General features: G+C 40.3%; 10 protein-coding genes and 1 pseudogene. 5 read left to right on the top strand and 6 right to left on the bottom strand.

What is annotated here, in order from left to right; genetic code table 11:
• Window positions 1-4: 4 nt before the first annotated feature.
• The 4 genes from FK004_RS05810 to FK004_RS05795 all read left to right on the top strand — a co-directional run bounded on the left by FK004_RS05810 (window position 5) and on the right by FK004_RS05795 (window position 6,156).
• On the top strand, window positions 5-1,147 hold the full coding sequence (locus FK004_RS05810) for an alpha/beta hydrolase (protein ID WP_108736418.1): 1,143 nt from the start codon (window positions 5-7) through the stop codon (window positions 1,145-1,147).
• An 8-nt stretch (window positions 1,148-1,155) separates the two neighbouring features.
• Window positions 1,156-2,520, top strand: a complete 1,365-nt coding sequence (gene radA, locus FK004_RS05805; RefSeq protein WP_108736417.1) for a DNA repair protein RadA — start codon at window positions 1,156-1,158, stop codon at window positions 2,518-2,520.
• A gap of 84 nt (window positions 2,521-2,604) precedes the next feature.
• The gene (locus FK004_RS05800; RefSeq protein ID WP_108736416.1) at window positions 2,605-4,578 is read left to right on the top strand and encodes a transglycosylase domain-containing protein; all 1,974 of its coding nucleotides are present in this window, start codon (window positions 2,605-2,607) and stop codon (window positions 4,576-4,578) included.
• Window positions 4,579-4,785: 207 nt separating this feature from the next.
• Window positions 4,786-6,156, top strand: coding sequence for a PQQ-dependent sugar dehydrogenase (locus FK004_RS05795; RefSeq protein ID WP_108736415.1), 1,371 nt, complete (start codon window positions 4,786-4,788; stop codon window positions 6,154-6,156).
• A gap of 61 nt (window positions 6,157-6,217) precedes the next feature.
• On the opposite strand, the gene FK004_RS05790 is transcribed toward FK004_RS05795, so the two are convergent.
• Together FK004_RS05790 and FK004_RS05785 are read right to left on the bottom strand one after the other, a co-directional pair.
• Window positions 6,218-7,180, bottom strand: coding sequence for an OmpA family protein (locus FK004_RS05790; RefSeq protein WP_108736414.1), 963 nt, complete (start codon window positions 7,178-7,180; stop codon window positions 6,218-6,220).
• Window positions 7,181-7,217: 37 nt separating this feature from the next.
• On the bottom strand, window positions 7,218-7,979 hold the full coding sequence (locus FK004_RS05785) for an exodeoxyribonuclease III (RefSeq protein ID WP_108736413.1): 762 nt from the start codon (window positions 7,977-7,979) through the stop codon (window positions 7,218-7,220).
• Between the two features lie 215 nt (window positions 7,980-8,194).
• Here FK004_RS05785 and FK004_RS05780 point away from each other — a divergent pair, with 215 nt between their 5' ends.
• Window positions 8,195-10,009 (top strand): GNAT family N-acyltransferase, encoded by a 1,815-nt coding sequence (locus tag FK004_RS05780; RefSeq protein WP_108736412.1) that lies wholly within the window; start codon window positions 8,195-8,197, stop codon window positions 10,007-10,009.
• Between the two features lie 58 nt (window positions 10,010-10,067).
• Here the strand turns inward: FK004_RS05780 and FK004_RS05775 are convergent, their stop codons facing one another.
• From FK004_RS05775 to FK004_RS05760, 4 genes and pseudogenes are all read right to left on the bottom strand, one after another.
• Window positions 10,068-10,439, bottom strand: coding sequence for a DUF2752 domain-containing protein (locus FK004_RS05775; protein ID WP_170108578.1), 372 nt, complete (start codon window positions 10,437-10,439; stop codon window positions 10,068-10,070).
• Window positions 10,440-10,503: 64 nt separating this feature from the next.
• The gene (locus FK004_RS05770) at window positions 10,504-10,860 is read right to left on the bottom strand and encodes a DUF4234 domain-containing protein (RefSeq protein WP_108736410.1); all 357 of its coding nucleotides are present in this window, start codon (window positions 10,858-10,860) and stop codon (window positions 10,504-10,506) included.
• 20 nt (window positions 10,861-10,880) lie between these two features.
• Entirely contained in the window at window positions 10,881-11,261 is a 381-nt protein-coding gene (locus FK004_RS05765) for a DUF805 domain-containing protein (RefSeq protein ID WP_108736409.1), read from the bottom strand.
• Window positions 11,262-11,795: 534 nt separating this feature from the next.
• A pseudogene (locus FK004_RS05760) lies at window positions 11,796-12,740 on the bottom strand (2-hydroxyacid dehydrogenase); the annotation flags it as partial.
• Between the last annotated feature and the right edge of the window lie 127 nt (window positions 12,741-12,867).

Below are 12,867 nucleotides of genomic sequence, written 5' to 3'. Positions count from 1 at the left end.
CAACATGAAAAAAATTACATTGCTGCTGCTTTTGTGCCTTACAATCAATGCCTTTTCCCAGAAAACAACCGAACAGGTACAATCGGAAAAATTAGGGGAAACACGCGACATTACAATCGCACTACCACCATCCTACACAACGAACACCGATAAAAAATATCCTTTACTGCTGATTTTGGATGGCGAATACCTTTTTGACCCTTTTAATGGCGCATTAATATACGGGACTTATTGGGACGACCTTCCGGAAGTAATCGTAGTCGGAATCAATCAAAATAAAAAAGGGGAACGTTTTGAAGATAGTGCCTACGATCCAGAAAGTGGAGTTCCTTACGAAAAAGGCGCTAAATTTTATGAATTCATCGCTTCTGAACTTGTGCCTTCCCTGCAAAAAAAATACCGGATTGCTCCCTTTAAAATCATTGCAGGTCATGATACTACTGCGGGATTCCTGAATTTCTTCCTGTATAAAGACCAACCTGTCTTTAATGCTTATATTTCGTTGAGTCCTGATTTGGCAACCGATATGGAAGACCGGATTCCACAAAGGCTTTCCGTAATCAAAGAACCATTATACTACTATCACGCTACAGCTGATGGTGACGTGAAAAAATTTCAAAAAAGGATTCATGCCCTGGATGACAAAGCGAAAGTGATCAACAAAAAAGAACTAAACTATAAGTTTGATGACCTGAAAGACAATACGCATTATTCATTAGTCCTTCATGCGATCCCGAATGCCCTGTACCATATTTTCTCTGCGTATAAACCCATATCTCCTTCAGAATATCAGGAAAAAATCGCAACGATGTCCGGGAACTACAGTGACTATCTGGTACAGAAATATGATTTTATCGAAAAGTCCTTCGGAATCAAAATGCCGATTCGTATGAATGACTTCAAGGCTATTGAAGCCGCAATATTGAAAAACAAAGCGTATCCGGAATTTGAAAAACTGGCTGCATTGTCTAAAAAGAGTTATCCTAAATCCATGTTGGCCGATTACCAGATGGGAATGTATTACGAGAATACAGGCGACTTCAAAAAAGCAGCCCGCTCCTACCAAAGCGCATTTGGTAAAAATGAAATTGGCGACCTGACCAAAGATATGATGTTGGAAAAATCAGATGCGCTGAAGAACAAGTAAACACCATTATGTCAAAAATAAAAACGACCTTTTTTTGCCAAAATTGTGGCGCTCAATATGCAAAATGGCAAGGGCAATGCAATTCCTGTAAAGAATGGAACACTATTGCAGAAGAAATTATCCAGAAAGAAGATAAGAAAGACTGGAAAACCGCTACAGACCACACTACAAAAAGAGCTGTAAAGCCTTTAAAAATCCATGAGATTGACAGTACCGAAGAAACCCGTATGGACACTCGTGACGGGGAACTGAACCGGGTACTGGGTGGTGGCCTTGTACCGGGGTCCCTTATCCTTTTAGGTGGCGAACCCGGAATAGGAAAAAGCACTTTATTACTTCAGATTTCACTTAAGCTTCCCTACCGTACGCTTTACGTTTCCGGAGAAGAAAGCCAGAAGCAGATCAAGATGCGTGCCGACCGAATTAATCCGTTAAGCGACAACTGCTATATTCTGACGGAAACAAAAACGCAGAATATCTTCAAACAAATTGAAGCCATAGCGCCGGAAATTGTCATTATTGACTCCATCCAAACACTGCATACCGATTATATTGAATCTTCACCAGGAAGTATCTCCCAAATCCGGGAAACTACTGCTGAGCTGATCAAATTTGCGAAAGAAACCAATGTTCCGGTTATTCTAATTGGCCACATTACCAAAGACGGGACTATTGCCGGTCCCAAAATACTGGAACACATGGTTGATACGGTATTGCAATTCGAAGGCGACCGGAATCATATCTATAGAATACTCAGAGCGCTCAAAAACCGCTTTGGTTCCACATCAGAATTAGGCATCTATGAAATGCAGGGAAGCGGCCTTCGTGAAGTTTCCAATCCCTCTGAAATATTAATCTCCCATAAAAATGAAGAGCTTTCCGGTACCGCTATAGCCACCACTATGGAAGGCATGCGTCCGCTGATGATCGAAATTCAGGCTCTGGTAAGCACTGCTGTATATGGCACACCACAACGAAGCACTACCGGTTATAATGCCAAACGCCTTAATATGATATTGGCCGTGCTGGAAAAAAGAGCCGGTTTCCGATTGGGTGCCAAAGATGTTTTCCTCAATATCACTGGAGGAATATCCGTTGATGATCCTGCTATCGATCTCGCTGTAGTTGCCGCTATATTGTCGTCAAACGAAGACATTCCTGTAAGCAAAGAGTTTTGCTTTGCAGGAGAAGTAGGACTATCGGGTGAAATCCGACCTGTGAACAGAGTAGACCAACGCATACAGGAAGCGGAAAAATTAGGTTTTTCTACTATATTCGTTTCAGGATATAATAAAATCACCCTTAAGAACACCGGCATAAAAATACGGCTTGTTTCAAAAATTGAAGATGTGGTCAGCGATCTGTTTGGTTAATTATGAATTGTTTGTGATTCAAAAAAACTATTTTTACGAAATATTACTTAATTTAAGCCTGCGCTTCAATAACTCCACAATACTATGAAAACCAGAAAACAAAAAATTATACGGATTGCCCTTGCGATCTGTCTGTTTTTTGTGATTGCAATCAGTGTCGCATTTACTTTTAGAAACACACTCCTGCAGAAAGCCATTACCCGGATTGAAAATAAAATTGCCCGGGATTACGATAGCAAACTATCTATTAGACAAGCTTCTTTTGTAGGATTTTCAAGTGTAGAACTTACGGAGATCACCTTGGTTCCTAAAGATGCCGATACACTGTTTCGCATCCAGAATATAAGAACGAGTATTAATTTCTGGCAGTTACTTAAAGGCGATGTACAACTGGGTAGCCTCGAATTAAAAAACGGATACATACAACTGGTTAAAAATGAACATGGGAGTAATTACGATGCTTTCCTGCACAGTAAAGAACCGTTGAAAAAAAACAACGACCGTATAAACTATGCAGAAACAGCCTACAAGATCCTGACAAAAGCCCTCAACCTTGTCCCTACCGATATGAGCGTCGAAAACCTGTCTCTCAGTATGGACAACAAAGGTAAAAAGGCAAGCATGAAACTGGACAAACTCCGTTTGGTTGATGAACAGCTGGAAACTTCGATACAAGTCACCACCAATACCTTCACCCAATTTTGGAAAATCAAGGGCTTTGCCGATCCACGTAACAAACAGGCCGATCTTCGATTTTTTAATATTGATACGGGGAAAATACGGGTTCCATATATTGATGAGCGTTTCAATATCGTATCCGGTTTTGATTCCATTCGCCTGAATGTGTCCAATATTGATATGGACGGCAATGAATTGCACATCGATGGCTTTACGTCCATTACCAACCTGATGGTCAACCACCCTAAAATTTCAACCAAAGACGTCGAAATCCATAAAGCACGATTTGATTACCATTTCCTTTTTGGTTCCGATTTCGTAGCATTGGACAGTACCTCTACCGCACAGCTTAACGCGATCAAGCTGAAACCATTCCTCGAATACAGCACCCGCAAAGATACCATTTACGAGATGAAGGTTACCATCCCGAAAATGAAGGCGCAGGATTTCATCAACTCGCTTCCTAAAGGATTATTCACCCATTTTGAAGGCATGGAAGCCGAAGGCAACTTTGGGTATACCCTGCAATTCCTCTACAATCAGAATAAACCTAACGCGCTGGTTTTTGACAGTAACCTGACCAAAGAGAATTTTAAAATCACCAAATATGGCGAAGCCGACTTATCTAAACTGAATGGCAGTTTCACCTATAGGGCAATAGAAAATGGGCGTCCGCAACGCGCAATAGAAGTAGGCTCCGGCAATCCCAATTATACTCCATTGTCAGCGATTTCCCCTTACCTCCGCAAATCAGTACTGACTACCGAAGATCCTTCGTTTTTCTCCCATCGTGGTTTTATCAATGAAGCGTTCAAACAGTCCATCATAAAAAATATCCGTACCAAGAAGTTCTCGCGCGGTGCGAGTACAATCAGCATGCAGCTCGTGAAAAATGTATTTCTTACCCGTGAAAAAACATTGTCCCGAAAACTGGAAGAAATCCTGTTGGTTTATATCTTAGAAAACAACCGCCTTACCAGTAAAGAAAGAATGCTGGAAGTCTATTTTAATATTATTGAATGGGGACCGAATGTCTATGGAATTGGAGAAGCTTCCCAGTTTTATTTTCAGAAACACCCATCACAACTAACCCTTAACGAGTGCCTTTTCCTTGCCAGTATTGTACCACGCCCTAAGGCTTTTATGTGGCGCTTTGACGACCAGGGAAAATTAAAAAGCTATGCCGACAGGCAACAGGACTACCTGACCAACCTGATGATGCGCAGGGGAATTTTGGAAAGTGCCGATACCATTTACAAATCACAGCCGGTAATCGTCACGGGCAGGGCCAAATCCTATATCAGAATTAAGGAAGAAGCCACTCCCACGATTGATTCTTTATTCTTAGACAACCTTTTCAAATCGGTCAAAATGCCCTAATACTATCAAAATATGTTCTGTCATAAAAGGTTCCAGGCTCATAGGGTTATGGAACCTTTTTTCTTATAGCCCTTTACTCTAAAAACACAAGTCACTAACATTCAATGTGATACTTTTTATTTTAACTTTAAATTCGCATAGCCGTCCCCTCTTTTACCGATTAAAAGAATTAAATTAGTATGACTTAATCTACTAAATATCAAGGCTATGAAAACAAAACTTTACCTCATTCTGATGTTGTACCATGCATTTACTTTTGCGCAAAACATCACACTTCAGACTGTTGCCACAGGATTTTCAAATCCGGTCGCGATTGAAAATGCCGGTGACCCCCGTTTGTTTGTTGTAGAACAGGGTGGTACTATCAAAATCATCAATGCAGACGGAAGCGTCGCAGCCACTCCATTTCTCAATCTTGCTTCCCTGATTTCAAGTGATGGCGAACGGGGATTACTGGGGCTTGCTTTTCATCCCAATTATAGTACAAATGGTTATTTTTTTGTCAACTATACCAATCCTGCAGGAAATACGGTTATTGCACGCTATACCGTTAGTGCCGGAAATACCAATGTAGCCAATCCTTCCAGTGCTCAGGTCTTGCTTACTATCACACAGCCCTTTTCAAACCACAATGGCGGTACTTTACGTTTTGGTCCCGATGGCTACCTTTATATTGGAATGGGTGATGGAGGTAGTGGTGGTGATCCCGGAAACAGGGCACAGAATATCGAAACCTTATTGGGTAAGATGTTACGTATTGATGTCAATTCCGGTACTCCTTATGCTATTCCACCTACCAATCCCTTTGCAGGAGCCACAGCTGGTGCAGATGAAATTTGGGCTATTGGACTACGCAATCCTTGGAAATTTTCATTCAACAGAACTACCGGGGATTTATGGATTGCCGATGTGGGTCAGGGGGCTGTAGAAGAAATTAATAAAGTAAGCCCAACGGCAGCAGGCTTGAATTATGGATGGAATTGCTATGAAGGCAGCAGCATTTATACTGCTGGATGCGCGCAACCCACCACAACCTATACTTTCCCTTTTGCTGAATATACGCATACGGCTACAGGAGGGTGTTCGATTACCGGAGGATATGTGTATACCGGAACAACCTATCCTTTACTGGCTAATAAATATATTTTTGCGGATTACTGCAGTAACAAAATTGGTCTTGTTTCTCCTGATGGGACTATTGCCTACACCCCTGCATTTGGCGGTAATAATTTCTCTACATTCGGAGAAGATGCCACCGGAGAATTATACATTGCCGGGATTAGCTCGGGAACAGTTTATAAAATCACAGACAGCACGTTATCCAATGCCGAATATACTACCGAAAACATCAGCCTGTATCCTAATCCCGCCGAAGGCGAAGTATTCCTGACCACCCATAATCTGGACATGCCGATAAACCTCGTAGTATCCGACTTAAATGGGAAACAGGTAGCACAGGAACAATTGCTTACAAACAACTCCCGCATTGATACTTCCTTACTATCAAAAGGAGTATATATACTGACACTCGAATCCGCTATAGGAACCAGATCGACCCATAAACTGGTGATTCAATAACACTACAAAACAAAAGCGGCTGTGTAAAGAACACAGCCGCTTTTATATTATTTGAAAAATACTATAAATCGTTTAGCATTTTTGATATTTCATCCAGTTTTGGCGTCAGGATAATTTCAATCCTCCTGTTTTTCGCTTTTCCTTCTGGGTTATCATTGGTAGCCAATGGTGAATATTCACTTCTACCCGCTGCAGTAAGATTCTTGCGATCAATACCTTTGTTCTCACTTAGGATTGCAACTATCGCTGTAGCTCTTTTTGTAGATAAATCCCAGTTATCGGCAATTGGTCCGGTACCGGCATATTTATCATTATCCGTATGCCCTTCGATTAATACGGAGATATCAGGGTTATTGGCCAATACTTTTCCAACTTCTACAACTGCTCTCTTACCTTCTGTCCCTACAGTCCAGCTACCGGATCCAAAAAGAAGCTTATTCTCCATGGACACATATACTTTACCATTTTTCTGCTCTACCGTTAGTCCTTTTCCTTCAAAGCTATTCAAAGCTTTTGACAACGTCTCTTTCAATTTTTTCATGCTCGCTTCTTTGGCTGCAATCATCCCTTCCAGTTCATCCACTCTTGCCGAGCGCTCTTTCAGGTCATTTTGCAGTTTTGTAAGACGCTGCTGCTCTGCCGCCAATGCTTTTTCTTTGGCTTCCAGCTGTGCTAACAATTCCCGGTTTTTCTCCGAACTTGTTTTGGAATATTCCGAACTGTTTTTGTCCAAGTCATCATAAGAAGACTGAAGTTTCCCTAAATTATTTTTTGTAGCAGCAACATCAGCCTGTAGCTTATCTCTTTCTGCTTTCAGTTTTGCCAATTGTGATTTTAGATCCGTAGTTTCTAAATCCAGTTGATTTTTATTTTTAGACAAATCACTATTTTCGTCAGACAATTTGCGGTTTTCTTTCTTTAGATTCGCAAACTTATTTTCCAATTCATTATATACTTTTTTCGAAACACAGGAAGTGAATGAAAGCGATACAACTAATAATCCTAAGGAAACTTTTTTAATCATTTTGTTTAATTTGTGTTTTAAAATATACGATTGGACTTTATTCAATTTCTACCAAAACCGGGCAATGATCCGAATGTTTGGCTTCCGGTAAAATTACAGCCCTTTTGAGTCGGTTTTCAAGCAGATGGCTCACCAGCAAGTAATCAATCCGCCATCCTTTATTGTTGTTTCTTGCATTAGCACGGTAACTCCACCAGGTATAATGATGTGGATCTTTATTAAAGTGCCGGAACGAATCGACAAAGCCATTTTTCATAAAAATATCCAGCCAGGTCCGTTCCTGTGGCAGGAAACCGGAGACTTTAGCATTTCGGATCGGGTCATGTATGTCTATCGCCTCATGGCAAATATTATAATCCCCGCCGATGACAAGATTCGGAAAATCGTTTTTAAGCTCATTTACATACTGCTGAAAATCATCCATAAACATAAATTTATGATCCAATCGGGCAATATTGGTTCCTGAAGGCAGGTAGAGGCTCATCACGGACAGCTCATCAAAATCCACGCGCAGGTTACGGCCTTCTTTATCCATGTGTTCAATTCCGGTACCGTAAACTACATTATTGGGTTTTATTTTTGAAAGTATTGCTACACCACTATAGCCTTTTTTCTCAGCTGGATACCAATAATGGTAAGGGTATCCTGCGGCTTCAAATGCAGCAAGCGGAATTTGTTCCGGTGTTGCTTTAATTTCCTGAAGGCAGATGACATCAGGATTGGCCTGTTGCAGCCATTCCAAAAAACCTTTGGTAATCGCTGCTCTTATTCCATTAACATTATAGGAAATAATCTTCATTAGTATGCTATTTTTGAGTGTTTCAAAAGTATGTAAAAACAATTAAATATTTGTCGCAAAAATAGTCCTTCACGGAAAAACTGGTCTCCCGGGTGATAAAATAAACGAAATAATACTATTAGATCAAACCTATTTAACATAAATGCCATATCCGTCGTTGAGGTTTACTCATTTTTGTTATCTTTGTTTCTTGCTCAAAAACAAAAGAAGAATAAATGGGTTTAGTTACCGCTAAAGAAGTTGCAAAGGCAATAAAGACTGACAAATACGGTTTTTTGGGAACTTTTACCGGCTGGCTGCTAATGAAAGTTCTTAAAATCTCGACACTCAATAAGATTTATGACAGGAATAAACATCTATCCGAAGTTGAATTTCTGAACGCTATATTGGATGAATTTCAGATCAAATTTGAAATTCCTGAAGAGGATTTTAAACGGTTACCGAAAGACGGTGCCTACATTACTATTTCCAATCACCCACTGGGTGGCATTGATGGCATTCTATTATTAAAATTGATGCTCGAAAGAGAACCCAATTTTAAGATTATTGCGAATTTCCTGTTACACAGGATTGATCCTATGAAACCTTATATTATGCCGGTGAATCCTTTTGAAAATCATAAGGATAGCAAATCCAGTGTAATCGGTATCAAAGAAACGCTGCGCCATCTCAGCGACGGAAAGCCATTGGGTATTTTTCCTGCCGGAGAAGTATCGACTTATAAAGATGGCCAGCTTGTCATTGACAAACCCTGGGAAGAAGGCGCCATTAAACTGATCCGTAAGGCCAAAGTGCCGGTAGTACCAATTTACTTTCATGCCAAGAACAGTAGATTATTCTACCTCTTGTCTAAAGTAAGTGATACGTTACGGACGGCTAAATTACCGTCTGAACTGCTTACGCAAAAAGACCGCGTGATTAAGGTACGTATTGGAAAACCGATCTCCGTTGCCGAACAGGACGAACACGAATCATTGGAAGCCTACTCTGAATTTCTGAGAAGAAAAACTTACATGCTTGCCAATCCATTTGAAAAAGAAACCAAACTTATCGATACTTCCAGCCTAAAATTACCTACCAGAAGCCCGAAGGAAATCGCTACACCGGCTAATCATAACAAAATCGTTAAGGAAGTGGACAATCTTAGAGCCAACGACTGCCGATTGCTGCAAAGCAAAAATTATGAAGTATTTCTGGCTGAAGCACGCGCTATTCCAAACATATTACATGAATTGGGCCGACTGCGGGAAATAACATTCCGGGAAGTAGGAGAAGGAACAAATAAATCCATTGACTTAGACCAATACGACAAATACTATCATCACATGTTCTTATGGGACAATGATGCGCAATTGATCGCTGGTGCTTACCGTATGGGTATGGGAGCGAATATCTTTAAGAAATACGGTATTGATGGTTTCTACCTTCACGAACTCTTCCGTTTTGAACCGGAATTGTACGATATGATGTCAAAATCTATCGAAATGGGACGTGCCTTTGTCATTAAAGAATACCAACAACGCCCGATGCCATTATTCCTGTTATGGAAAGGTGTCGTTCATACTACATTGCGCTACCCGGAGCATAAGTTCCTTATTGGTGGTGTAAGTATTTCCAATCAGTTTTCTGATTTCTCAAAATCCCTGATGATTGAATTTATGAAGTCCCACTATTATGATCCGTATATTGCACAATATATCTATCCAAAAAAGGACTTTAAGGTCAAATTAAAAGATGCCGATAAGGATTTTGTATTCAATGAAGCCGAAGCCGACCTGAATAAATTTGATAAAATAATCGATGAAGTCGAACCAGGAAATCTGCGTTTGCCAGTATTGATTAAAAAATACATCAAACAAAACGCCAGGGTAGTTGCTTTTAATGTTGATCCACTTTTCAACAACGCTGTCGACGGACTGATGTACATCCGTATTTCGGACATCCCTGAAAGTACGGTAAAACCGGTGATGGAAGAGTTTCAGGCCGAATTGGAACGCAAGCTTGCAGAAAAAGAAGGCGATATAGAATAAAAAAATACTTTATAACTAAAAAAATGCCAGGAGAGTTTCCTGGCATTTTTTGTATCTGTTATTTCCAGATCGATTCTTTTAGAATCTCTTCCCGGGTATGTCCGTGTACAAAATAGATTACCCTGCCTAAGTGATACACTACAAGCACTATCGCCAGGCCATAGGCTAATTTCTTACTGTAAAACAAACTATTGAAATAACTTTTCCCCGTAATGATTTCTGCTGTGAGCACAATGATGGTTACCCAACAGAATAAAAACACAAAAGGCCCGAAAAGATGATAGGAGAAACTTTTGTACAAATCACCCTCATAGAGGTATACTAATGATTTAGTGATTCCACAACCTGGACAAGGAAAACCCGTCAGCATCTTAAAAGGACATAAGGACTGATCGGTACCAAGATGGTCATGATGATTAAAAAGCATCATGATAAACGGGACTATCAGAGTCACAAGTGCTCCGATAATCCCGAATAATTTTAACTGGTTCTTTTTATTGATATAACTTGTTGATATCACTTTGTACGATCATTGCGGCAACAATCGGAAAAAAGAAGCCTAATATTAGTAGTAATGTAGACTGGTCTTTTTGGGTATCTCCTGTTATTCTGTAGACCAATGGCAGTGCCTCTTTACCCGCTAAATAATAGAAATAAAGATTTACCGGTAAACAGCATCCTGAAAATATGGCCACAGGCTGAGAAATGACTTCTCTTTCCGCAACTGCATTTAGAACTTGCGCTACTTTAATATTCCAATAAATCAGGTAAAGGCCACAAGTCACAAATCCTAACAGAAAAACAACAATGGGATCAACTTTAAATTCCGGATAATTATTAATTTTATACATTTCCTGTCTTACGCTACTATTTAATACTCTTTACCAATATGGTTAATTTCGTCAAATTGGTTTTTAGGATCTGCACCGTATTGGTTCGGTCCTCTTGTTCCTTCTGAAGCCAAAAGTACAATTAACCAGATATTCACTAATGGTATAAATGCTAAAAGCAAAAACCAACCGCTTTTATCAAGGTCATGAAGCCTTCTTACCGCAGCTGCGATTGAAGGGATCAATAGCGCTAACGAATAGATTCCGGACAATACCTGTATTCCAATTACACTATCAACTACCATAAGCAGGATGGATATAATTAAATTCACCAATACGAAATTCCAGTATTCGGCTCTGCGTGCTCTTCCGTTAAAATTAGCGTAATTTTCTAAAACGACTTTTTTGTACCATTCAATCATAAGTTATAAGTTTTAATTAATTCGTTTTTGGTGGTTTCTGACTCCACTTTGGTTAGATTATTACACGAATATATCAACAAAAAACCTTAAATAATTATATTTTAAGTTATTTTTTAGTCGTTTTTATTTAAAAACCACATCAATAGGCTCCCAAAGCTCAATCTTATTATTTTCAGGATCCAGGATCCAGGCAAATTTTCCATATTCATGGGATTCGGGTGTTCCTACCATTGGTACTCCAGCTTCTTGCAACGTTTCAATCAGGCGGCCCAGGTTAGCCACCCTGAAATTTTGCATAAACGGCTGTACCGAAGGTTCGAAATAAGTGGTATCACTCTTAAAAGGAGACCATTGGGTACTGCAATCCTGGCCCTTCTCATCTTTCCATCGAAACGTACAGCCATAAGCATTCGTCGGCAATCCCAGATTTTTATGGTACCATTCCAATAGGGCAGTAGGATTTTGCGCTTTAAAAAATACCCCGCCTATACCCGTAACGCCGGCCGCTTCCTTTACAATAGCCGGGGCTCCAAAATAGAGTTCCTTTATTTTATCCACTATGGTTTGTGCGAGCTTTTCATGGCTTTCAAAAGTCCAGCCTGCAATATGCGGGGTCAGTAGTACATTTTCTGCATTCAGCAGGTATTGAAAAGCCTCAGGGATTTGGGTATCATGGAATAAATGTTCAAAGGAAGATTTTTCATATTCCAAGACATCCAGCCCCGCACCCAGTATTTTTCCATCAGCAAGTGCGGCAGCTAAATCTGCCGTAACAACGCTATTTCCCCGTGCCGTATTAATCAGCCAGAAAGGTTTGGCAAAAGCAGCGATAAAAGCAGTATTAATCATTTTATCCGTTTCCGGGGTCCAGGGCGTATGCAGGCTTAATACATCTGCTTTCTCCTGTAATTCTGCCAGGGTCACCTGCCGGGCGTTGCCGTCTCCTACGCCCTCGAGAATGTCATAACACAATACTTCTACATCAAAACCCCGTAGCTTTTTAGCAAAGGATTTTCCCATATTGCCATATCCGATGATTCCTACTGTTTTTCCATCCAATTCATGCCCACGATGGCCTTCGCGAATCCATTTCCCTTCCCGCACCGACCGATCGGCTTTGTTCAGGTTATTGAATAGCGAAAGCAGCATACCTAAGGCGTGTTCGCCTACGGCATTACGGTTGCCTTCCGGGGCTGCAATTAATTTGATATTTTTACTCGTCGCATAATCGGAGTCGATACTTTCCAGTCCAGCGCCTACCCGTGCTATAAATTGAAGTTGGGTCGCCTTATCTAAAAAAGTCTTATCAATTTTGAAACGGCTGCGGATAACGATTCCCTGGTAGTCCTGGATTTTTGCCTCAATGGCTTCTTTAGACGAAGTGAAATCATCGTGATTTTCAAATCCGGCAGCTTCCAATTGAACGCGTAGCAATGGATTATTACTGTCGATATGCAGAATTTTAATAGTAGTTTCCAATGGGTTAGATTTTAATTGATTATAAAGGCAGCCCGCATAATCTGTGATTTTACGGTACTAATGTAACCAATTTCTTTGAAGTGGTAAAGCCTTTTTAAAGACTGTATCTTCCCCTACTATGGAAAGG

Source organism: Flavobacterium kingsejongi, assembly GCF_003076475.1.
Lineage (GTDB): Bacteria > Bacteroidota > Bacteroidia > Flavobacteriales > Flavobacteriaceae > Flavobacterium > Flavobacterium kingsejongi.
This window is presented reverse-complemented; position numbering and strand designations above follow the sequence as displayed.